We start from the raw sequence: 22487 nt of genomic DNA, 5'->3' as shown, positions 1-22487 counted from the left end.
TTAGCGGATGATCGCAATGAGCACCCGTTTCCAGTTCCAGATTTCCGCCCGCAGCGGTGCCGCGCGCACCGGCACGATCCAGATGATGCGCGGAGAGATCCGCACGCCCGCCTTCATGCCGGTCGGCACGGCCGCCACGGTCAAGGGGATGAAGCCCGAAAGCGTGCGCGCAGCGGGCGCGGACATCATCCTTGGCAATACCTACCACCTTATGCTGCGTCCCGGGGCGGAGCGGGTCGCGAGACTGGGCGGGCTGCACAAATTCATGAACTGGGATCGCCCGATCCTGACCGATAGCGGCGGCTATCAGGTGATGAGCCTGTCCGAGCTCAACAAGCTGACCGAGGAAGGCGTGGAATTCCGCAGCCATCTCGACGGCTCGAAACACATGCTCACGCCCGAACGCAGCATGGAGATCCAGCGACTGCTGGGCAGCGACATCGTGATGGCGTTCGACGAGTGCCCGCGCGCCGACCGCCCGCTGGCCGAGATCGAGGCGAGCATGGAGATGTCGATGCGCTGGGCGAAGCGCAGCCGCGATGCCTTCGATGCAGGCGGTGAGCACGCCGCCCGCGCGGCGCTGTTCGGCATCCAGCAGGGTGCGCTGGACGAGACCCTGCGCCGCCGCTCTGCCGAGGCGCTGAGCGAAATCGGGTTCGATGGCTACGCGATCGGCGGGCTTGCCGTGGGCGAAGGGCAAGAGGCGATGTTCGCCACGCTCGACTTCGCGCCCGGCCAGTTGCCCGACAACGCCCCGCGCTACCTGATGGGGGTCGGCAAGCCGGACGATCTGGTCGGCGCGGTGGAGCGCGGGGTCGATATGTTCGACTGCGTGCTGCCGACCCGCTCCGGTCGCAACGGGCAGGCCTTCACCTGGGATGGCCCGATGAACCTTCGCAATGCGCGCTTCGCGGAGGATACCGATCCGCTCGACAGCAGATGCGCCTGCCCGACCTGTGCCACATACAGCCGCGCCTATCTGCATCACCTGATCAGGTCGGGCGAGATGCTGGGCGCCATGCTGCTGACCGAGCATAATATCGGCTTCTACCAGCAGCTGATGCAGGCGATGCGCGATGCCATCGCGCAGGATCGCTTCGCCGCCTTTGCGCGCGGCTTTCGCGATACCTATCTGCGGACAGGATGAGTTACCTCGCAGAACAGGACCGGCAGCAGCGGATCACGCTGCTCGTTATTCTCGGTCTGGGATCGCTGATGATCTGGCATGCGCCCTTCGGCGCGCTGCTGCTGTATCCCTTCACCATCCTGTCCACTTGGTTCCACGAGATGGGCCATGGCCTGTCCGCCATCCTGATGGGCGAGCGGTTCGATTCGCTGGTGATCTATCCGGACGGATCGGGCGTCGCGATGTCGCTGGTCTCGCCCGATCGCACCGCGCTGCAGGATGCGATCATCGCGGCGGGCGGGCCGATCGGCCCGGCGCTGGCGGGCGCGGCGCTGATCGCTTCGTCTCGCACGCTGAAGGGCACGCGCATCGCGCTCGCAGTGCTTGGGGCAGCACTGTTGCTGACGACCGCGATCTGGGTCCGCAGCGTAACGGGCTGGCTGGTCCTGCCGATCGCCGGGATCGCCATCCTCGCCATCGCCCGCAATGCCAATGCGGACCAGCAGCGCTTCGCGATCCAGCTGCTCGGCGTTCAGGCAGTCATCAGCGTATGGGCGCAGTCGGGCTATCTGTTCACCCAAGGCGGAATGCTGGGCGGTATGCCGCAGATATCGGACACCGGCGCGATCTCCGCCGCGCTCGGCCTGTCCTACTGGTTCTGGGCGATCGTGCTCAGCGCGATCAACATTGCTATCCTGTGGTGGAGCCTGCGCTACGCATTCCGGAGGTGAATGCGTGGCCCCCATGCGGTGGGTTTCTGCGCAACGCTCCGGCAACTGCGGGCGCCCCCTTGCGCGCAACGAGTTGCGCGACCTTTTGCAGCGGTGCGGGTTTGCCGAAGAAATAGCCCTGCAGATGCGTGCAGCCCAGCTCGGTCAGCAAGCTGCGCTGCTCTTCGCACTCGACGCCTTCGGCAACGATGCCCATCGACAGCTGGTGTGCGAGGCCGATCACGGCCTCGACGATTGCCCGCGCAGTCTTCGAGGTTTCGATGTCGGCGATGAACGACTTATCGATCTTCACCTTGTCGAACGGAAACATCTGAAAATAGCTGAGCGAGGAATGTCCGACCCCGAAATCATCCATCAGGATCTGAATGCCCAGGCTCCGCAATGCCTCAAGTTGGGCGAAGGTCTGCTGCGCATTTTCGATCACCAGACGCTCGGTTACTTCCAGCTGGAGCCGACGCGGGTCCGCGCCGGTACGTTTGAGCGCTGCACGCACAGTCGGAACCAGGTCGCCCGATTTGAACTGCTGCGGCGATAGATTGACCGCGACCCGCACGGTGTCGGGAAGGGCAAGCATGTCTTCGCACGCCCGGTTGAGCAATTTACAGCCCAGCTTGTCGATCAGGCCGCAATCCTCGGCCAGCGCGATGAAGATTTCCGGACTGACCGGTCCGCGGGTCTCATGCTCCCACCGGGCGAGCGCCTCCACGCTGCTGACCATCCCGGTACGGACGGACATCACCGGCTGGTAATGCAGCACGATGTCGTCCCGATCGATCGCGATGCGCAGATCGCTTTCCAGCATCCGGCGATCGCGAACCTGCGCATCGAGCGTCGCATCGAATAGGCATATCCTTCCGCCGCCCTGCTTCTTGGCGCGATCCAGAGCAAGTTCGACCCTGTCGCGCAGTGCTTGCGGGAAGCTGGCATCTTCGGGGAAGAAGGCCACGCCCACCGACGCGCCGATATGGCAGAAGGTCCCGTTGGCCACGATGGGCGCGGCAGCGGTGCTAACGATCTTCTGGGCGAGCTGAATAGTCCGGCTTTCCAGCCGGTCGCCCTTCAAAAGAATGATGAATTCGTCGCCGCCGACCCGGGCGATCGTCGCCTGCGCGCCGCAGAGAATCTGTAGCCGGGTGCCGATCTCCTGCAAAACTGCGTCGCCTGCCGCCTGGCCGAATTGCTCGTTTACTGCCCTGAACCGGTCCAGGTTGACGCACAGCATCGCGAACGGCGTGCCTTCGCCCACACAATCCGCAAGCAGTTCCGAAAGGCTTGTCCGGTTGAGCAGTCCAGTCAGCTCGTCGTAGCGCGCGAGCCACTTTTTCTCGGCTTCGGTGCGGCGAAAATCGGTCATGTCTTCGCCCACGCCGAGAACATATTGCCCAAGACGATCAGGGCCATCCATCACGATGCGGCTTGTCCGGATATCGAAGGACTGGCCATTCTTGCTGACAAATGTGCTTTCGTAGCGGAACGGTCGCTTGGTCTGCGCCGCCTTCAGGTCGCGTCGCTCGAATTCTTCGCCGATGGCGCCGAACAGTTCACGGTCGCTTCGACCGATGACTTCACTCTCCGGCAAACCGATAATCTCACATGCCTTGTCGTTCACGAGGACGTATTTCTTGGTCGAGAGATCCTTCACGAACAGCAGCGAGGGCAAGTTGGCGACTATCGCGTCGAGCAGATTGCGGGTGTGGTTGCGGTCTGTCTCCAGCGCTTTTCTCTCGCGGATATCGCGGAAAATGGCTGCGAAGCCGCCGGCGCAGTCGTCGCCTCCCCAGCGGGCGAGCGACATATCGGTAAGCAGTTCCTCCCCGTCGGCCGTCTGAACGGGCAGTTCGCCGAAAGTTCTCAACTTGCCCATCTGACCCGAGGCGCTCGCACGGTCGAGCCGTTCCTTGTGCCCATGGCGATAGCGTTCGGGCATGAGAATCTCGATGCTCTTGCCCAGCACGTCTGCCGCAGGGTGGCCGAACATGTCCTCCGCGCCGCCATTCATGAGAACGATCTTACCCTCGCGATCCGCAGCGACGATCGCGTCGGTGGTGGCATTGATGACCTTAGCTGCAATTTCGCCGGTTAGCCGCTCGCGCCGCGCGATGAGCAGGCTCGAAGCGAGGCGGGCGAGCCCCTTGAGCAGACCGGCACCCTTCTCGTCGAAGTCGGGCCGCGGGGCGGGGTCGATGACGCACAGGCTGCCGATGCACGAACCATCGTCGAGGATTAGCGGAGCCCCCGCGTAGAAGCGAATCCCGCCCTTGGCCGTCACAAGCGGATTGTCGCGGAAGCGCGGATCCTGCGCGGCGTCGTTTACCACCAGAAGGTCGCGCTGTTCGACGGTATAATGGCAGAAGGCGATATCGCGGGGCGTTTCCGCAAAAGACAGGTTAACCCGTGATTTGAACCACTGCCGATCGTGATCGACCAAGCTGATGGCAGCACTTTCAACCCCGAACGTCGACGCGGCAAGCGCGGTCAGCTCGTCGAATTCGGCCTCCACCGGCGTGTCGAGCACCGCCAGATCCGCCAAAGCTTCAAGGCGTCGGTCCTCGTCGCGCGCGTGCTTGTCGAGATCGGGTAAGTCCATCCGACCGCGATAACGGGAAACTATTAGGAAATCGTTCGCGTCGAATTTCGCTCGCTTGTCGTCGGAACCTCTTGATCCCACGCACAAAAAAGGCGGCCCCGAGAGGCCGCCTCTTGTTGTCAGCTTAGCGAACCGATCAGCGCGAATAGAATTCGACGATGAGGTTCGGTTCCATCGTAACCGGGTAGGGCACTTCGTCGAGCTTGGGCACGCGGGTGAATGTCACCTTGTCGGTGCCGTCGGGCGCGACATAGTCGGGAATGTCACGCTCGGGCAGGCTCTGCGCTTCGATGACCAGCGCCATGTCCTTCGCCTTGGCACCCAGGCCGATCACGTCACCGACGACCACGCGGCGGCTCGGGATGTTGCACTTGCCGCCGTTGACGGTGATGTGGCCGTGGTTGACCAGCTGGCGCGCGGCGAAGATCGTCGGCGCGAACTTGGCGCGGTAGACGACCATGTCCAGACGCTGTTCGAGCAGGCCGATCAGGTTCTGACCGGTATCGCCCTTGATACGCGCGGCTTCCTGATAGGTGCGCTTGAACTGCTTTTCGGTGACGTCGCCGTAGTAGCCCTTCAGCTTCTGCTTGGCGCGCAGCTGCAGTCCGAAGTCGCTCATCTTGCCCTTGCGGCGCTGGCCATGCTGGCCGGGACCGTAGGAACGCTTGTTGACGGGCGAATTCGGGCGACCCCAGATGTTCTCGCCCATCCGGCGATCGAGCTTGTACTTGGCGCTTTTGCGCTTCGACATAATCCATTCCTTCAATTTGCTGGCCCACCCCAGTGGTGAGCATCGAACCCGGCATCGCACCGACGGGAGTAAATCCACGTCGCGGCCACCGCTTCACCGGGGTGCGGGGCCAATCTCGTGAGGCTTTTAAGGAAAGCTCGCGAAGCGAAGCGCGCACATAGCAATATTCGTGCGTGGGTCAAGGTCTCGACAGGATGGCCGGGTCAGGGCAGAGGCAATCGTGATGAGCGAAACCGTAAAGCCCCCCGAAGACTGCGAAACCATGGCCGAAGTGCGTCTCGGCGTAGATACGCTCGACCGCGAACTGATGCGGCTGATCGCGGTAAGATTTGGCTACATGAGAGCGGCCGCGCGGATCAAGCCGGAGCGGGGCCATGTGCGCGACGAGGCGCGCAAGGCTCAGGTGATCGACAACGTGCGCGAAGATGCGCGTAGAGAAGGCATCCCCGAAGCCGCACTGGGCGACATCTGGGATGCCCTGGTCGAAGCGTCGATCGCTTACGAAATGGTCGAATGGGAGCGGTTGCGGAGCAGCTAGCCCCGCGTTCGCGTCAGTTTCCGCCGGCGCCGCCGGTCATCGCACCGCCAGATTTGATTTGGATCTCGGCACCGACTTCGCCGGATTCGAGTGCAGCCCACTGCGCCTCGGTCATGCAGACGCGTCGGCCCATGCGCGAACCGGTCTTCGCGACCTTGCGGCAAACCTTCTTTTCCTTGGCCGGCTTGGCCTGCGCTTCCGACTGGGTCGTGCTGCTATCGCTCTGATCCCGTTCGGATTGTGCCATCAGCGACACAGGAGCGATCAAGACCGCCAGAGCGACGGACCGTGCAATCAAGGACATAAAATAGAACTCTCTGATAACGGAGGTTTTCGGTTGTTAGCCGCTGCCTGTGCTATGTCAGAGGCAGGCGTTTGTCTAACGAAAAGCCGAACCTCCGCTGGCCGAGAGGTGCCGTCCGGCAACGGACGATTGCAACAGTTCGAGGCTGTGGCGTCCGCCCGCGAAAAAGCCAGATCGGCGATGCCTTTCTAGTCGGGGCGTTTGCTGCCCATTCCCATCACGCTCGAGGTCCTTCCGGAAAACGGGCTCCATGCGCCCATATCCGTATTATCGCCCTTGGTCATGATTTCGTCGTCCACGTTCCGCGTCGCCGCCGCGTCCCATTGCGATTGCAGCATGCAGACACGTTGGGGCATGCGCGTGCCCGTCACCTTGATCCTGCGGCAGACCTTCTTGTCTTTCTTGGCTTCGACTTGGGAGCCATTGGTCGCATCGTCGGGCGCGTCCTGAGCGGATAGGGCGACGGGTGCGACAAGCATTGCGAGTGCCACTATTTTAGCGATGGGAGTCATGATATTCTCCTGATCTAGCTTTTTGCGTAAGATCAGGAACTTCATACCTGTATTTTTCGCAATTGTCTAAATCGCGTTTAGCAATGATACCTTCGGGCCTTGCAGGTACTTAGCTTTTCTTCGCAGACCCGGGGGCACCGCGCCCAGGCTCCCTTTCCAGCGAAGACAGTACACCGCGCAGGGTGCGCACCTCGAGGTGGTTCCAGCCCGGCTTGGTCAGCACGCCGCGCAGCGTGCGCCGGGTCGCATCTGCCCGCGACTCGGGCAGGAAATAGCCCTTGGGCTCCAGCATCCGCTCGAGATGCGCGATCAGCCCTTCGAGTTCGTCCTGCGGCGCAGGTGGCAGCAGATCTTCCTTGGGCGGCTGCGCCAGTCCCTTCCGCTTGGACCATTCATACGCGCACAGGATCACCGCCTGCGCGAGATTGAGCGATCCGAATTCCGGGTCGATCGGGACGGTCAGGATCGTGCGGGCGAGCGCGACATCCTCGGTTTCCAAGCCCGAACGTTCGGGCCCGAACAGGAACGCGCTGCGCCCCGGTTCGGCGTGGATCGCATCGGCGGCCTGCTCGGGCGTCACCACCGGCTTGGTCACGCCGCGCTTGCGCACCGTGGTGGCGAAGACATGCGCGCAGTCTGCCACGGCCTCGGCGGTGCTTTCGAACACCTGCGCCTTGTCGAGGATGAAGTCCGCGCCCGCCGCTGCTGGCCCGGCCGAAGGGTTGGGCCAGCCATCGCGCGGGGTGACGAGCCGCATCTCGCCAAGGCCGAAATTGGCCATCGCGCGCGCCGCCTTGCCGATATTCTCGCCCAGCTGCGGGCGGACGAGAACGATGACGGGTTTCTCGTTCAGCGCTTGATCCGGCGATAGAGCATGTAGCCGGCCCCTGCCGCGAGGCCGACCGGCCAGGTGATGACCGGCAGCAGAGCCGCACCGACCACGCCGACCGCCGCGCCGGTCAGCACCGGCTTGGTGGAGGGATGATCCATCCTCTGTTTCATCATGCCGCTGAGTTCGGCGCGGGCGTCCTCGACCCAGTCCTGGCCGTTACCGGGTTCTTTTTCGTCCATTGCTTATCTCCCGGGATAGACGGGGAAGGCGGCGCACAATTCGCCGACCTCGGCGCGCACAGCCTGTTCGATCTGGGCATCGCCCTCCGGCCCGTTCTTGGCGAGGCCTTCGACCACACGCGCGATCAGTTCACCGATCTTGGTGAACTCGTCGGTGCCAAAGCCCCGAGTGGTGCCCGCGGGGCTGCCAAGCCGGAGCCCGCTGGTGACGAAGGGGCTGCGTGTGTCGAACGGAATGCCGTTCTTGTTGCAGGTGAGAAAAGCGCGATCGAGGCCTTTTTCTGCGTCCTTGCCGGTCACATCCTTGGCGGTCAGATCGACCAGCATCGAGTGGTTGTCCGTCCCGCCGGAAACGATCCGCAGCCCATGCGCTTCGAGGCTCGCTGCCAGCGCGCGGGCGTTGTCGACCACGCGGCTCGCGTATTCCTTGAACTCGGGCCGCAGCGCTTCGCGGAAGGCGACCGCCTTGGCCGCGACGATGTGCATCAGCGGGCCGCCCTGCATACCGGGGAAGACTGCCATGTTGAGCGGCTTCGAATACTTCTCGTCATTCCACAAGATCACGCCCGAGCGGGGACCGCGCAGGCTCTTATGCGTGGTGGTGGTGACGATGTCGCAATGCGGGAAGGGGGAGGGGTGGGCGCCGCCCGCGACGAGACCCGAGATGTGGCTCATGTCACACAGCAGGATCGCGCCCACTTCATCGGCAATCTTGCGGAACGCCTCGAAGTCCCAAACGCGCGAATAGGCGGTGCCGCCGCAGATGATCAGCTTGGGCTTGTGCTCGCGCGCGGTCGCCGCGACCGCATCCATGTCGATCAGCTCGTCACCCTCGCGCACGCCATAGGGTACCGGGTTGAACCACTTGCCACTCATGTTGACCGGCGATCCGTGGGTCAGGTGCCCGCCCGAATTGAGATCGAGCCCCATGAAGGTGTCGCCCGGCTGCAGCATGGCGAGGAACACGGCCTGATTCATCTGGCTGCCGGAGTTGGGCTGCACATTGGCGAATTCGCAGCCAAACAGCTCCTTCGCGCGGTCGATCGCCAGCGTTTCAATCACGTCGGCATATTCGCAGCCGCCATAATAGCGCTTGCCCGGGTAGCCTTCGGCATACTTGTTGGTGAACACGCTGCCTGCGGCCTCCAGCACCGCAGTGCTGGCGATGTTCTCGCTCGCGATCAGCTCGATCTTGTCGCGCTGGCGGCCCAGCTCGCTGCGAATCGCCGCGTGGATCTCGGGATCAGCATCGGCGAGGGTGTCGTGCCAGAAGCGATCTTCCGGGGTGCGCGAATCGCTGGTGGGGGCGGTCTGTGTGGCCATGGTGTCAGGCGCCTTCGGTAGCGGTGGGGTTGGAGAGCTTGTCGACACGGCGCTGGTGCCGGTCACCCGCAAATGCGGTTTCGAGGAAGGTCTGGACGCAGGCCTTGGCCTGTTCGATCCCGATCAGCCGCGCGCCCATCGCGATCACGTTCGCGTCGTTATGCTCGCGCGCGAGGCGGGCGGAAAGCTGTTCGGATACGAGCGCGCAGCGCACCTGCGGGTTGCGGTTCACCGCCATCGAGATGCCGATACCGCTGCCGCAAAGCGCAATGCCGCGCATCGCAGTGCCATCGGCAACCACGCTGGCGAGCCTGTAGCCATAGTCGGGATAATCGACGCTGTCGGGAGTATGCGGGCCAAGGTCGGCGACCTCATGCCCCTTCTCGACGAGCCATTCGTGAAGCGCCGCCTTCATATCGAGCGCGGCATGGTCTGAAGCTATCGCGATACGCATGGGGGGCACATAGTGCCTGGTGTCCTTAGACGCTACCCGCATATCGGCCCACATCCCCGGCGGGCGTTCGGTTGCCGTGCCGGTCCGGCAACAACCGGATCGCGGCGACCACCATGGTGACGAAAAGCATCGCCTCGAACGCCGTCGCGAAAGCCAGCGAAAGCGGGCCGAAGTCCTGCTCGCCAAACATCGCGGCGATTCTGCCGAGCCCGATCCGGCTGTCTCCGAATGCCTCGGCCAGCTTTTCGAGGCTGCCCGCCATCAGACGCCCGCCCGCAAATGCGATCATCGCCCCGGATACCAGGCCCAGCGGCACTGCGACGGCGAGCGGCATGAGACTACGGCGTCCGTCGCTCTCCCGCTGTGGAACCAGCAACGCGCATCCGATGGCAAGGCCGAGGGTCAGCCCTTCTGGCAGGCCAGTCATATCGGAAGGTGCCCTACCGAAGAGGAGAGTGAACGCGTCGACGCCCAGCAACTCGCTCAACGCGCCGACCAGTCCGCCACCAAGAGCTGCGCCTGCCACCTGCCATGCGCGGGATTGCGGAGCGAAAAAGGCCGCGACGCCGAGGCCAGCCCCCACTCCGAGCCCGGCGAGGACGCCGACGACACCGCACAACGCCACCATCACAAGCAGGGCCGACAAGGCACCGGGCGCGTCAGGCAGGCCGATCATCCCATACAGCACACCGCCGATTAAGCCGGCTCCAGCGCCGCCGATCGTCGCGCGCCAGAGCAGTGCGAAGGCCGAGTCATAAGGGATAGGGTCCGCGGATGCGGTGGAGGGTGGTCCCTCGGCCATCTCCTCGCGTCGAACCTCGCCGACGAAGCGATAGCCATGCTTGGGCACGGTCTCGATAAAGCGCGGATCGCACGCCTTGTCACCCAGTGCGGATCGGAGCGAGCGGATACACTGGGTCAGCGCCTCGTCAGTGACCGGCATCGACCGCCAGACCTCTTCGTTGAACCGGTCCTTGGAAATCAGGCTCCCTGCGTTTTCGACCAGCAGCACCAGCGCGTCGAAGTAGCGGGCATTGAGCGGTACCGGGCCAGAGGCACCCAGCAGGATGCGCTGATCGCAATCGATCGCGAATTCGCCGAACAGATAACGCGTCGAAGCCATTGCTCAGATGATCCTCACCTTGTGCTCATGCCGCTCACCCGCGCGCTTGGCAAATGATGTCCCGCAACACTTCAACAGCGAGGACTTTTTCATGACTAATGACGCGCCGACCGCCCGAACCGCCATGCCGCTCCCCTTGAGGGTCGCCTTATGGGGCAGCCTGCTCGCAATTTTCATGATCCCGACAGTCGCCAAGGCGACCTATCCGGGGATGCTCTGGACTTTCGGCGACTTCGTGGTCGCTGCGGTCGGGCTCGCCACGCTCGGCGTGCTGGTCGAGTTCGGTTATCGCCTGTCGGACAGGTGGAGCTATCGGGTAGCCGCCATGGGCGCGGCGCTAGGGGCGTTCCTGCTGGTATGGATCAACCTGGCCGTCGGCTTTATCGGCGACGAAGGAAATCCGCTGAACCTTGCTTATTTCGCGATGCTGGCTTCTGTATTGATCGGCGGAGCGGTCACGCGCTTCCGCGCAGGGGCGATGGCTGTGCTGATGCTGTTCTGCGCTTTGAGCCAACTCGTCATCCTGCTGGTCGGTCAGCAGCCCATGGGCTTCGAATGGGTCGCCACGGGCGTGTTCTGTGTGGGGTGGCTTGCGCTTGCCGGGTTGTTCCACAACGCCTCGCAAAGCTGACACTTTAAAAAAGGCCCCGGTGATTGCCGGGGCCTTTCTGGTTACTGATCGAGGAAACTGCGCATCTTGCGGCTGCGGCTCGGGTGCTTGAGCTTGCGCAGCGCCTTTGCCTCGATCTGGCGGATACGTTCGCGCGTCACGCTGAACTGCTGGCCAACTTCTTCCAACGTGTGATCGGTGTTCATCCCGATGCCGAAGCGCATGCGCAGCACGCGTTCTTCGCGCGGCGTCAGGCTGGCGAGCACGCGGGTAACGGTTTCCTTGAGGTTGCTCTGGATCGCGGCATCGACGGGGATGATCGCGTTCTTGTCCTCGATGAAATCGCCCAGGTGCGAATCTTCCTCGTCGCCGATCGGCGTTTCGAGGCTGATCGGCTCCTTGGCGATCTTCATCACCTTGCGCACCTTTTCGAGCGGCATCGAAAGACGCTCGGCCATTTCCTCGGGCGTGGGCTCGCGGCCCTGCTCGTGCAGGAACTGGCGGCTCGTGCGGACCAGCTTGTTGATCGTCTCGATCATGTGGACTGGGATGCGGATCGTGCGCGCCTGGTCGGCGATCGAGCGGGTGATCGCCTGCCGGATCCACCACGTCGCATAGGTGCTGAACTTGTAACCGCGGCGGTACTCGAACTTGTCGACCGCCTTCATCAGGCCGATGTTCCCTTCCTGAATCAGGTCGAGGAATTGCAGCCCGCGGTTGGTGTATTTCTTGGCGATGGAAATCACGAGGCGCAGGTTCGCCTCGACCATTTCCTTCTTGGCGATGCGTGCCTCACGCTCGCCCTTCTGGACCATGTTCACGATCCGGCGGAATTCTTCCAGCGCCATGCCGGTCTGGCTGGCGATGTCGGAAATCTCGGTGCGGATGCGTTCGATCGACTCGGCTTCCTTCTCGGCGAAGGCGGCCCACTTCTTGTCCTTGGTGCGGCTGGTCAGCCACTCGTCGTCCATCTCATTGCCGAGATACGCGTCGAGGAAGTCGATCCGCTTGATCTTGTGGCGTTCGGCAAGCCGCAGCATCTGGCCGCCGAGCGCGGTCAGGCGACGGTTGAAGGCGTAGAGGTTGTCGACCAGGAATTCGATCTTGGTCGCGTGGAACTGCACGCTTTCAACTTCCGCCGTCAGCTGCTCACGCAGATCCTCGTACTTCTTTTCCTTGGCGGCCGGGAAGGCATCGCCGCGGCCGAGCACGTCGACGCGTTCCGCCTGAAGCTTCTCGAACTTCTTGAACAGGTCGGTGATGCGCGCGAAGCGCTCCAGCGCGTCGGGCTTGAGCGCGGCCTCCATCTGGGCCAGCGACATCGTGTTGTCTTCTTCGTCGTCGTCGTCGCGGCGTTTGCTTTCGCCGTCGCCGTCTTCGTCGCCCTCGGCGGTCTCGTCATCGTCGTCGTCGTCATCCTCGCGGATGGTCGGGCCAGCGGTTTCTTCGGAGATTTCGCCGCTGTCGTCCTCGTTCTCCTCCTCCATCTTGTCGACGGGAGGTTCCTTGGACAGCATCGCGTCGAGATCGAGGATCTCGCGCAGCTGCATCTCGCCTTCGTTGAGCGCGTCGGACCACTGGATGATCGCGTGGAAGGTGATCGGGCTTTCGCACAGCCCGATGATCATGGTGTCGCGACCGGCCTCGATCCGCTTGGCGATGGCGATTTCGCCCTCGCGGCTGAGCAGTTCGACCGCGCCCATTTCGCGCAGGTACATACGCACCGGATCGTCGGTGCGCGCGTCGACGGTTTTCTTGGGCGCGGCAGCGGCGGACTTGGTATCTTTCTTCGCACCCGAATCAGGAGCGATTTCCTCGACCTCGTCCTTCTCGGATTCAACCTCATCGTCCGATTCGACGATCTGAACGCCCATTTCCGAAATCGCGGCCTGGATGTCCTCGATCTGGTCGGAGCTCATCTCGCCTTGCGGCAGCGCTTCGTTAAGCTCGTCATAGGTAACGTAGCCGCGCTTTTTCGCCTTTGAGATGAGCTTCTTGATCGACGCCTCGTTGAGGTCGATCAGAGGAGCATCTTCGGTCTCTTTGGTCTTCGCTTCGGATGCCATGGGCTATTGAAAATCCGTTTCCTTGCCGATGTGTTCCCCGTTTTCGTCAGGAACAGCAGCGGCTTTTGAATCTCGTATCGGTGTCGCTCGCGCGATCCGTCTCGTCGCCATCTGGCCCAAGCGAGCGTCGAACGCCAGCTTCCGCTTGAGCAGACGCTGCTGTTCGGCGAACGCGCCTTCGGGATCGTGTTCGAAACGCTCCGTCGCGGCAGCCAGCGCCTTTTCAAGCGCCGGCCCTTCGACCAGCAACTCGATGGCTTCGGCCAGGTCCTCGCGCGCGGTCGCTGCATCGTGGGCTTCTCTAGGCAAGCCAGATACGGATTGTTCAGCGGACCGGGAGCCCCAGCGCTCGTGGAATATGGCCTTTTTACCGTCGGCTTCAAGCGTTTCTGCGCGTTCGAGCACAGGATCGAACAAAGAAAATGTCGCAGGGTCGATCTCGCCCAGCTCTGCAAGCGCCTCGCGGTGGCTCTCGACCAGCTCGGGAAACCGGGCGAGCTGGCCCACCACATCGGCCAGCAGGCGCTGCCGCTGGCCGCCTTGCGAAAGGTTGGCGAGCCGCTTGGCAAGCTCGGGCGAAAGCGGCTCCGGCTCATCGCGGCGCCATTGTTTGCGCGGCTGAAATGGCGCTTTTTCGCGGCGCGGAAAGGCGAAGGCGGAGAATTTGTCGAGCAGGTCGCGGCGGTAGAGCGAGCGGACATCGGGCTCTTCGATGGACTCGATATGGGTCATCAGGCGCGCCTTCAGCCCCGCCTTCGCCTCCGGCGTGTCGAGCGGCGCGGCCTGCATTTCGAGCGTCCACAACGCCTCCAGCAGCGACTGCGCGCTGCCCAGCACCTGTTCGAAAGCTGCAACACCTTTTTTCTTTATGAGGTCGTCCGGGTCGAGCCCGGCGGGCAGCCATGCGATCTTGAGCGAGTGCCCCGGCTTCAAAAGCGGCAGTGCTCGCTCGATCGCGCGGCGCACCGCGCGCTGGCCTGCGGCATCGCCATCGAAGCACAGGATCGGGCAGGGCACGTGGCGCCACAGCTCGGCGATGTGATTCTCGGTCAGCGCCGTGCCGAGCGGGGCGACGCCTTCGGCAATCCCTGCATTGGCGAGCGCGATGACATCCATATAGCCTTCGACCACCACGATCCGGTCGCTCTTGCGCGCGGCCGGGCTGGCGCGATGGATGTTGTAGAGCGTGCGCCCCTTGTCGAACAAAGGCGTCTCGGGCGAGTTGAGATATTTCGGCGCGCCGTCCTTCGCCGTGAGGATCCGTCCGCCGAACGCGATCACCCGCCCGCGCACATCGTGGATCGGCAGCATCAGCCGGTCGCGGAAACGGTCGTAGGGATCCTTGCCGTCGATCGCGATCCGAAGCCCGCCTTCGACCAGCAGTTGCGGCGGCAGCGTGCCGAGCGCGGTGGCGAGTGCCTGCCGCTCGTCCGGGGCATAGCCGAAGCCGAATTCCCGCATCGTCGCCGGAGAGAAGCCGCGCTTGTCCAGATAATCGCGCGCCGCGTTGCCGCGCGGGCCGGCCAGTTCGCGCACGAAGAATTCCTGCGCTGCGCCCATCGCGTCGTGCAGCCCGGCGCGGCGCTTTGCCTTCTGCGCCTCTCGCGGGTCGGGTGCGGGCATTTCCATCCCCGCAGTCACCGCCAGTTCCTTGACCGCATCCATGAAGGTGAGGCCGCGCTGGTCGGTCATCCAGCGGATCACATCGCCATGCGCGCCGCAGCCGAAGCAGTGGTAGAAGCCCTTCTGGTCGTTGACCGTGAAGCTGGGCGTCTTTTCGTCATGAAACGGGCAGCACGCCTTCCACTCGCGCCCTGCGCGCTGCAGCTTGGTCGTCCGCATGATGACGCTGGAAAGCGTCACCCGCGTACGCAGCTGATCGAGCCATTGTGGAGAGAGCGCCATTGGATGCGTTCTAGCCGTTCGCACCCGACGAAGTCGAGATACGAACGGCCGGCCGGATCAGGGAGCGGTGTCGTCCTGCTTTTCGACCTTGGGCGGGAAGGGGCCGGTTGCCAGCGCGATCTTTTCGTCCGCGCGCAGCGTGTAGGCTTCCGCCGGGCCTTCGGGCGGCAGGGTGCTCTGCCAGAAGAAGGTGATCGGCTCGCCCGTGCCCCAGTTGTTGCCGCCAACGGCGCGCCACACCAGTGTGCCATTATCGTCTTCGACCCGGATCACGCCATCGGGGCCGATGGCCTTTGCAGCTTGCTCTCGGTCGTAGCCGATCGCGCCGGTGAAGCCGTAAGCCTCGCGCACGGTGGCGAACACCGTCGCTGCCTCCACCTCGTCCAGCCCCACGGGCCGGGTGAAAGGTGGATCATTGGGCTCGTCCGTGCCCGGGGTCACGATATGGACATATGTATAGACCGTCCCTTCGGGCATATCCTCGGGGTCGCAAGTGTCATATTCTTCGGGGCACGCGACATAGCTGACGATATCGCCGATCGACCGCCCGCCCGCGACGATCGAAGCCTCAACTTCCGGCCCCACGGGCCCTTCGATCTTCGGCCCGATCTTCAACTCGCCGAAATCGGACGCCACCAGATTGCGCGGTTCCGACGGTGCATCGCTGGTCAGCGTGGGTGAGGGAGAAGGGGCGGGCTCCGCCTCTTCCGATCCGCCCGAACAGGCGGCCAGTGCCAGCAGTGCGGCACAACAGGCGAAGCGTGAAATCACTGCAACGCCTCTTTCACCCAGCCCGAGGTGCGCGTCATGTCCAGCGTCGCGCCGTGGCGCGCCTTCAATTCGGCCATGACCTTGCCCATCGACTTGATATCGGTTGCACCCAGATCGGTCTTCACCTGGTCGATCGCGGCGCGCGTCTCGGCCTCGTCCATCTGCTTGGGGAGGAATTCCTCGATCACGGCCAGTTCGGCCTCTTCCTGCGCGGCGAGCTCGTCGCGCCCGCCATCGCGGTACATCGCGATCGATTCCTTGCGCTGCTTGGCCATCTTCATCAGCACGTCGGTCACCAGCTCGTCGTCGTTGACCTCGCCCTTGGCGGTGCGCTGCTCGATATCGCGATCCTTGATCTTGGCCTGGATGAGGCGGAGCGCGGCCGTCCGCTCCTTGTTGCCGCCCTTCATTGCGGCGATCGTTTCCTGCTTGATGGTATCGCGAATCATGGTTTCCGGTTTGCCTTTATCTCTTATCTCTTCAGACGAGCGCCTATAACAAATGTTCCTGTGGGTGGGAGACGCTTCACGCGCTTGACGGGCGCGGAGTGCAGGCCTAGCCGGATGGCTTAGCACACATCGCCGGACAAATTTAAAGGAACGGACAAGCCCATGGCTTCAGCCGAGATCACTCCTGCGCAGCCTGAAGGCGCGACGGGCCTGTTGCTTCTTGCCGATGGTACGGCCCTGTGGGGTATCGGCTGCGGAGCCGAGGGAAGCGCCGTTGGGGAGGTGTGTTTCAACACCTCGATGACCGGCTATCAGGAAGTGATGACCGACCCGAGCTATGCCGGGCAGATCGTCACCTTCACCTTCCCGCACATCGGCAATGTCGGCGCGAATCCGGAAGACATCGAGAGCAAGGTTGAGAGCGCGCTTGGCTGCATCATGCGCGAAATTCCCACGGGCCCGAGCAATTTCCGCTCCACGCTCGATCTCGACACCTGGCTGAAGGACGAGGGCAAGATCGGCCTCGCCGGCGTCGACACCCGCGCGCTGACCCGCCTCATCCGTCTGAACGGCGCACCCAATGCGGTGATCGCGCATGCGGCGGACGGCCTGTTCGACCTCGACGCGCTCTTGCAGAAAGCGCGCGAGTGGCCGGGGCTGGAGGGCATGGACCTCGCCCGGCGTGTTTCGCGCAAGGCGCACGAAGGCTGGCGCGGCGGCGCGTGGGAGCTGGGCAAGGGCTACGGCGAGAGCGCGGCGAGCAAGCCGCACGTGGTCGCGATCGACTATGGCGCGAAGGACAATATCTTCCGCCAGCTGGTCCGCGCGGGCGCGCGGGTGACGGTGGTGCCCGCCGAAACCTCGCTGGAGGATGTGCTGGCGCACGAGCCCGACGGCGTGTTCCTCTCCAACGGCCCGGGCGACCCTGCCGCGACCGGCGCCTATGCGGTGCCGGTGATTCAGGGCCTGCTGGAACGTGACGTGCCGATCTTCGGCATTTGTCTGGGCCACCAGCTGCTCGGCCTAGCGGCGGGCGCAAAGACCGCCAAGATGTTCCAGGGCCACCGTGGTGCCAACCATCCGGTGCAGCGTGTGGGTGAGGGCTGGGGCGATGCGACCGGACTGGTCGAGATCACCAGCATGAACCACGGCTTCGCAGTCGACGGCGACACGCTGCCCGCGAATGTCGAGCAGACGCACGTCTCGCTGTTCGACGGCACCAATTGCGGCATCGCGATCAAGGGCAAGCGCGCGTTCGGGGTGCAATATCACCCCGAGGCGAGCCCGGGGCCGCAGGACAGCTTCTACCTGTTCGAAAAGTTCGTGGGGATGCTGGGGTGAAGTCCATTCTTCTCGATCAGGCTCGGTGGGACGAGGCGTGGGATGAAGACCGCGTCGTCCTGACCAGATTGAGAAGAAATGGGGATGTCTCCGACGTCACGCGGCCTGTCGATGTCTCGTTTCGCGGAGATCTGACGGATTTGCAGAGAGTCGCGGAAGCGAGCGCAAACTGGGGCTTCGAGGTTCTGGAACTGATCGAAAAGGACGAGGACGGGAAGCCTTGGCTTTTTTTGGTCCGGCCTCAGAAAACCGACGATGAAACAATGCGCGAGATGGCGATAACCTATCTGCAGATCGAAGATGCCTTCTCTGTGCGGTGCGATGGATGGGGCTGCCTGGCGACAAATGAGCGCGGCCCAATCGGTGACACCAACCCTTCGGAGTATCGGGAAAATTGCGGGGGCATTCCGGTCAGCGGTCGAGTTGCCAACGAAGTGGAACGAGCCAAGGCGACGCTGGACCTCATTCGCGATGAGGGTAGCGATCTGACCGTGGCCCGACATGTGGTCTATTTCTTCTATGGGGACGATCTCGACGCACTTGCCGAAGAGCTGCGATCGTTAGGCTTGCAGGTTCACCGCAAAGGCGATGAGCAATACTGGCACGTGGATAAAAGACATCGCTCTATCGCAGAGACCGGGCGAGATGTTGAGTGGCTGGTCAGCACGGATTGTTTGATGGCGGACAGGTCAGAAATTATCGATGAGCCTTGGCGAACCTCCACGCTTCGGGACCTTTATCTCCTCGCCGAGAAGCACAACGCGATCATGGATGGCTGGCATGCACAGCTCGATTGATGCGTATTTCAACAGCGGACACCGGACCGAGAGGCGCAAATATGCTGACAGTTGCTTCTCTGTCGTCATCGCTGCGGGGGCTATTGTCTTGCGGCAGGATCGCGAGTTCTAACAGGATGTTCGCGCGCTCTCTCTCGATGCTGGCTCTCGGCCTTGCAGCGGCAGCCCCCGCGCTTGCCCAAGCTCCCGCGCCTGCGCAGGAATGGCCCGCGGTCGAACTCGCGCCTGGCGTAATCTTCGCCGCCGATGGCTCGGTCGAGATCGAGGCGGGGCCGGGCGGGGTGCCGGTGGTCACCTTCTGGCGGCCGGTGCTCTTTCGCGAAGAGAGCAAATACCCCGTCGGCGGGCGGATGGATTGCCGCGTGGTCGCCGCCACTCAAGGCTACAGCGACGCCGCCTTCGACCTCGAAGCGACCTACGAAGCTGAAAAAAGCCAGCGCAAGCGCGAGGGGCATATCGAGGAAGACCGCGCGCGCGCCTATGACGGCGACGTGCGCGAGCTCGACATCATCACCCGCCGCCGCAAGCCGCACGATCACCACGTGCTGAGCTACATCGCGATCAAGCGCGACACGCAGCTCGTCCAGATTCGTCGCAATTGTTCCTTCGTCCATGGCTATGAGGTCGGCACGGTCGACTATCTCGCCTACGTCAATCGCTATACCGGCCTGCGCATCGCCGCGCCTAAAACCCCCTCGGAGTCCTGATGCCCAAACGTACCGACATTTCCTCCATCCTCGTCATCGGCGCGGGCCCCATCATCATCGGGCAGGCGTGCGAGTTCGATTACTCGGGCACGCAGGCGATCAAGGCGCTGAAGGAGGAGGGCTATCGCGTCATCCTCGTCAATTCGAACCCGGCGACGATCATGACCGATCCCGAGTTCGCCGACGCGACCTATATCGAGCCGATCACGCCCGAGGTGGTCGAGAAGATCATCGCCAAGGAGAAGCCCGACGCGCTGCTGCCCACGATGGGCGGGCAGACCGCATTGAACTGCGCATTGAAGCTGTTCGAGAGCGGCGCGCTGGAAAAGCACGGCGTGCAGATGATCGGCGCCGATGCAGATGCGATCGACAAAGCGGAGAACCGCCAGCGCTTCCGCGAGGCGATGGACAAGATCGGGCTCGAAAGCGCAGCCAGCGGAGTCGCGCGGAGCGTCGATCAGGCGTTCGAGGTGCTCGAGCGTACCGGACTCCCCTCGATCATCCGTCCCAGCTTCACGCTCGGCGGGACGGGCGGCGGGATCGCCTATAACAAATCGGAATTTGAGCGGATCGTGCGCGAAGGGCTCGATGCGTCGCCCACCACCGAGGTGCTGATCGAGGAATCGCTGCTCGGGTGGAAAGAATACGAGATGGAGGTTGTCCGCGATCGCAACGACAACTGCATCATCATCTGCGCGATCGAGAACGTCGATCCGATGGGTGTGCACACCGGCGACTCGATCACCGTCGCGCCTGCGCTGACGCTGACCGACAAGGAATACCAGATCATGCGCAGCGCCAGCATCGCGGTGCTGCGCGAGATCGGCGTGGAGACGGGCGGCTCGAACGTGCAGTTCGCGGTCAATCCCGAGAACGGCCGCCTGATCGTGATCGAGATGAACCCGCGTGTCTCGCGCTCGTCTGCGCTGGCATCGAAGGCGACTGGCTTCCCCATCGCGCGCGTCGCGGCGAAGCTGGCGGTCGGTTACACGCTGGACGAGATCACCAACGAGATCACCGGCGCGACGCCCGCGAGCTTCGAGCCGACGATCGACTATGTCGTCACCAAGATTCCCCGGTTTGCGTTCGAGAAGTTCAAGGGCGCCGAGCCGGTGCTCTCGACCGCGATGAAGTCTGTCGGCGAGGTCATGGCGATCGGCCGTTCCTTCCCCGAAAGCCTGCAGAAGGCGCTGCGCGGGCTGGAAACCGGGCTCGACGGGCTCGACCCGGTCGAGGAGCTGGAAGACGCCTCGCACGACCAGATCCTCGCCGCGATCAGCCGCCGCACGCCCTCGCGCCTGCTCGGCATCGGGCAGGCGTTCCGCGCCGGTCTGCCGTTCGAAACGATCCGCGAGACGACCACCTATGATCCGTGGTTCCTGCGCCAGATCGAAGCCATCGTTGAGGCGGAGAAGCAGGTCGCCGAAAACGGCCTGCCGCGCGATGCGGCCGAGCTGCGCAAGCTGAAGGCGATGGGCTTTTCCGATGCCCAGCTCGCACGGCTTGCGGTCCAGTCGGTCGGCGCGGCGCCGGGTGCGCAGGCTGCCCGTTCGGGCCTGCTGCACGATGCGATGCAGGCGATGGCGGGCGCGACCAGCGCCGAGGAAGTGCGCAAGCTGCGCCACAAGCTGGGCGTGCTGCCGGTCTACAAGCGGATCGACAGCTGCGCCGCCGAGTTCGAGGCCGTCACGCCCTACATGTATTCGACCTACGAGGCCCCGGCCTTCGGTGCCCCGGCAGACGAATCCGATCCGTCGGATCGCAAGAAGATCGTCATTCTGGGCGGTGGCCCCAACCGCATCGGGCAGGGCATCGAGTTCGACTATTGCTGCGTCCACGCCTGTTTCGCGCTGAGCGATGCCGGGTTCGAGACGATCATGGTCAACTGCAACCCGGAAACCGTCTCGACCGATTACGACACCTCCGATCGCCTCTATTTCGAACCGCTGACTGCGGAAGACGTGCTCGAAATCCTCGCGCGCGAGATGGTGAAGGGGGAGCTGGTCGGCGTGATCGTCCAGTTCGGCGGCCAGACCCCCCTCAAGCTGGCGCAGGCGCTGGAGGACGAGGGCATTCCGATCCTCGGCACCAGCCCCGACGCGATCGACTTGGCCGAGGACCGTGAGCGTTTCGCGAAGCTGGTCAACAAGCTGAAGCTGATGCAGCCCGACAACGGCATCGCCAAGAGCCGCGATGAAGCCGCCGCCGCCGCACGCAAGATCGGCTATCCCGTGCTGCTGCGCCCGTCCTACGTGCTCGGCGGCAGCGCGATGCAGGTGGTCGATTCCGAAGCCCAGCTGGACGACTACATTGCCAGCGCGGTGAAGGTGTCGGGCGAAAGCCCGGTGCTGGTCGACCAGTATCTGCGCGATGCGATCGAATGCGATGTCGACGTGCTGTGCGACGGGACCGACATCGTGGTCGCCGGCGTGATGCAGCATGTCGAGGAAGCGGGCGTACACTCGGGCGACAGCGCCTGCACCCTGCCGCCCTATTCGCTGAGCGCGGAAGTGGTCGAGGAGATCGAGCGCCAGTCCGAAGCGCTGGCGCGCGAGCTCAAGGTGGTTGGCCTGATGAACGCGCAGTTCGCGGTCAAGGAAGGCGAAATCTACCTGATCGAGGTCAACCCGCGCGCAAGCCGCACGGTGCCGTTCGTCGCCAAGACGATCGGGCAGCCGATCGCCAAATATGCTGCGCGGATCATGGCGGGCGAGAAACTGGCCGACCTGCCGCCGATCACGCGCGAGCTGGATTATGTCGCGGTCAAGGAAGCCGTGTTCCCCTGGGGCCGCTTCCCCGGCGTGGACCCGGTTCTCTCACCCGAGATGAAATCCACCGGCGAGGTGATGGGGCTGGACCGCGAATTCGCGATGGCCTTTGCGAAGGCGCAGTTGGGCGCAGGGATGATCTTGCCGCGCGGGGGCAGGGCGTTCGTGTCCGTAAAGGATAGCGACAAGCCGGCAATCGTCGATGCGGTGCGCGAACTGGTGGAGGACGGGTTCGAGATCGTCGCGACCGGTGGCACCCACGCCTACCTCGCCGATCAGGGCCTCCCGGTCACGCTGGTCAACAAGGTTGCTCAGGGTCGCCCGCATATCGTCGACCGGATCATCGACCACGAAATCGACCTGATCCTGAACACGACCGAAGGCTGGCAGAGCCTGCGCGACAGCCAGTCGATCCGCGCGAGCGCGCTCGAACACAAGGTGCCGTACTTCACCACGGCGTCTGCCGGGCGCGCAGCTGTGGAGGCGATTACTGCCCTTACGTCTCAACCGCTTGAAGTTCGCTCTCTGCAATCCTATTATTCCGGGACCTGAC

Annotated in this window: 21 protein-coding genes; 8 read left to right on the top strand and 13 right to left on the bottom strand. The window is 63.6% G+C overall.

The window, feature by feature from the left end; translation table 11 throughout:
* The first annotated feature begins 16 nt into the window (after nt 1-16).
* The gene (gene tgt, locus VO57_010320; protein XBL68532.1) at nt 17-1147 is read left to right on the top strand and encodes a tRNA guanosine(34) transglycosylase Tgt; all 1131 of its coding nucleotides are present in this window, start codon (nt 17-19) and stop codon (nt 1145-1147) included.
* Complete coding sequence (locus tag VO57_010315; GenBank protein ID XBL68531.1) at nt 1144-1857, top strand: M50 family metallopeptidase; 714 nt, start codon at nt 1144-1146, stop codon at nt 1855-1857. The genes tgt and VO57_010315 overlap by 4 nt, the downstream gene beginning before the upstream one ends.
* Here VO57_010315 and VO57_010310 read toward each other — a convergent pair.
* Both VO57_010310 and rpsD read right to left on the bottom strand, forming a co-directional pair.
* The gene (locus VO57_010310; protein XBL68530.1) at nt 1817-4444 is read right to left on the bottom strand and encodes an EAL domain-containing protein; all 2628 of its coding nucleotides are present in this window, start codon (nt 4442-4444) and stop codon (nt 1817-1819) included. The genes VO57_010315 and VO57_010310 overlap by 41 nt on opposite strands.
* A gap of 136 nt (nt 4445-4580) precedes the next feature.
* Nucleotides 4581-5195: a 30S ribosomal protein S4 gene (rpsD, locus tag VO57_010305; protein XBL68529.1), complete on the bottom strand. Its 615-nt coding sequence runs from the start codon at nt 5193-5195 to the stop codon at nt 4581-4583.
* Nucleotides 5196-5418: 223 nt separating this feature from the next.
* Here rpsD and VO57_010300 point away from each other — a divergent pair, with 223 nt between their 5' ends.
* Nucleotides 5419-5733, top strand: coding sequence for a chorismate mutase (locus VO57_010300; GenBank protein ID XBL68528.1), 315 nt, complete (start codon nt 5419-5421; stop codon nt 5731-5733).
* Between the two features lie 13 nt (nt 5734-5746).
* On the opposite strand, the gene VO57_010295 is transcribed toward VO57_010300, so the two are convergent.
* The 7 genes from VO57_010295 to VO57_010265 all read right to left on the bottom strand — a co-directional run bounded on the left by VO57_010295 (nt 5747) and on the right by VO57_010265 (nt 10520).
* Nucleotides 5747-5980 carry a hypothetical protein gene (locus tag VO57_010295; GenBank protein ID XBL71324.1) on the bottom strand — a complete coding sequence of 78 codons (234 nt, stop codon included), beginning with the start codon at nt 5978-5980 and terminating at the stop codon, nt 5747-5749.
* A 245-nt stretch (nt 5981-6225) separates the two neighbouring features.
* A complete protein-coding gene (locus tag VO57_010290; GenBank protein ID XBL68527.1) occupies nt 6226-6594 on the bottom strand; it encodes a hypothetical protein in 369 nt (122 codons plus the stop codon).
* A gap of 64 nt (nt 6595-6658) precedes the next feature.
* Nucleotides 6659-7330 carry a TrmH family RNA methyltransferase gene (locus tag VO57_010285; protein XBL68526.1) on the bottom strand — a complete coding sequence of 224 codons (672 nt, stop codon included), beginning with the start codon at nt 7328-7330 and terminating at the stop codon, nt 6659-6661.
* Between the two features lie 68 nt (nt 7331-7398).
* A complete protein-coding gene (locus tag VO57_010280; GenBank protein XBL68525.1) occupies nt 7399-7620 on the bottom strand; it encodes a hypothetical protein in 222 nt (73 codons plus the stop codon).
* 3 nt (nt 7621-7623) lie between these two features.
* Nucleotides 7624-8943, bottom strand: a complete 1320-nt coding sequence (gene glyA, locus VO57_010275; GenBank protein ID XBL68524.1) for a serine hydroxymethyltransferase — start codon at nt 8941-8943, stop codon at nt 7624-7626.
* A gap of 4 nt (nt 8944-8947) precedes the next feature.
* Nucleotides 8948-9397, bottom strand: a complete 450-nt coding sequence (gene rpiB / locus VO57_010270) for a ribose 5-phosphate isomerase B (protein XBL68523.1) — start codon at nt 9395-9397, stop codon at nt 8948-8950.
* Between the two features lie 25 nt (nt 9398-9422).
* Nucleotides 9423-10520, bottom strand: coding sequence for a transcriptional regulator (locus tag VO57_010265; GenBank protein ID XBL68522.1), 1098 nt, complete (start codon nt 10518-10520; stop codon nt 9423-9425).
* A gap of 7 nt (nt 10521-10527) precedes the next feature.
* On the opposite strand from VO57_010265, the gene VO57_010260 reads away from it, so the two are divergent.
* Nucleotides 10528-11151: a hypothetical protein gene (locus tag VO57_010260; protein XBL68521.1), complete on the top strand. Its 624-nt coding sequence runs from the start codon at nt 10528-10530 to the stop codon at nt 11149-11151.
* Nucleotides 11152-11192: 41 nt separating this feature from the next.
* On the opposite strand, the gene rpoD is transcribed toward VO57_010260, so the two are convergent.
* From rpoD to VO57_010240, 4 genes are read right to left on the bottom strand one after another with little or no spacing between them, the layout of a single operon-like run.
* Nucleotides 11193-13196, bottom strand: a complete 2004-nt coding sequence (gene rpoD, locus VO57_010255) for an RNA polymerase sigma factor RpoD (protein ID XBL68520.1) — start codon at nt 13194-13196, stop codon at nt 11193-11195.
* Nucleotides 13197-13199: 3 nt separating this feature from the next.
* Complete coding sequence (gene dnaG / locus VO57_010250) at nt 13200-15101, bottom strand: DNA primase (GenBank protein XBL68519.1); 1902 nt, start codon at nt 15099-15101, stop codon at nt 13200-13202.
* Nucleotides 15102-15158: 57 nt separating this feature from the next.
* Nucleotides 15159-15872, bottom strand: a complete 714-nt coding sequence (locus tag VO57_010245) for a hypothetical protein (GenBank protein XBL68518.1) — start codon at nt 15870-15872, stop codon at nt 15159-15161.
* Nucleotides 15869-16321 (bottom strand): GatB/YqeY domain-containing protein, encoded by a 453-nt coding sequence (locus VO57_010240; GenBank protein ID XBL68517.1) that lies wholly within the window; start codon nt 16319-16321, stop codon nt 15869-15871. The genes VO57_010245 and VO57_010240 overlap by 4 nt, the downstream gene beginning before the upstream one ends.
* A gap of 162 nt (nt 16322-16483) precedes the next feature.
* Here VO57_010240 and carA point away from each other — a divergent pair, with 162 nt between their 5' ends.
* The 4 genes from carA (at nt 16484) to carB (ending at nt 22486) form a co-directional block, all read left to right on the top strand.
* Complete coding sequence (gene carA / locus VO57_010235; protein XBL68516.1) at nt 16484-17662, top strand: glutamine-hydrolyzing carbamoyl-phosphate synthase small subunit; 1179 nt, start codon at nt 16484-16486, stop codon at nt 17660-17662.
* A complete protein-coding gene (locus VO57_010230; GenBank protein ID XBL68515.1) occupies nt 17659-18459 on the top strand; it encodes a ribonuclease E inhibitor RraB in 801 nt (266 codons plus the stop codon). Before carA ends, VO57_010230 begins: the two co-directional genes overlap by 4 nt.
* 116 nt (nt 18460-18575) lie before the next feature.
* Nucleotides 18576-19166 carry a carbamoyl-phosphate synthase large subunit gene (locus VO57_010225; GenBank protein XBL68514.1) on the top strand — a complete coding sequence of 197 codons (591 nt, stop codon included), beginning with the start codon at nt 18576-18578 and terminating at the stop codon, nt 19164-19166.
* Nucleotides 19166-22486: a carbamoyl-phosphate synthase large subunit gene (carB, locus tag VO57_010220; protein ID XBL68513.1), complete on the top strand. Its 3321-nt coding sequence runs from the start codon at nt 19166-19168 to the stop codon at nt 22484-22486. Before VO57_010225 ends, carB begins: the two co-directional genes overlap by 1 nt.
* Nucleotide 22487: the final 1 nt, after the last annotated feature.

The sequence above is a fragment of the Citromicrobium bathyomarinum genome (assembly GCA_001306305.2).
Lineage (GTDB): Bacteria > Pseudomonadota > Alphaproteobacteria > Sphingomonadales > Sphingomonadaceae > Alteriqipengyuania > Alteriqipengyuania bathyomarina.
Note: the sequence above shows the minus strand (reverse complement) of the source record. Positions and strands in the feature narration are given on the sequence as shown.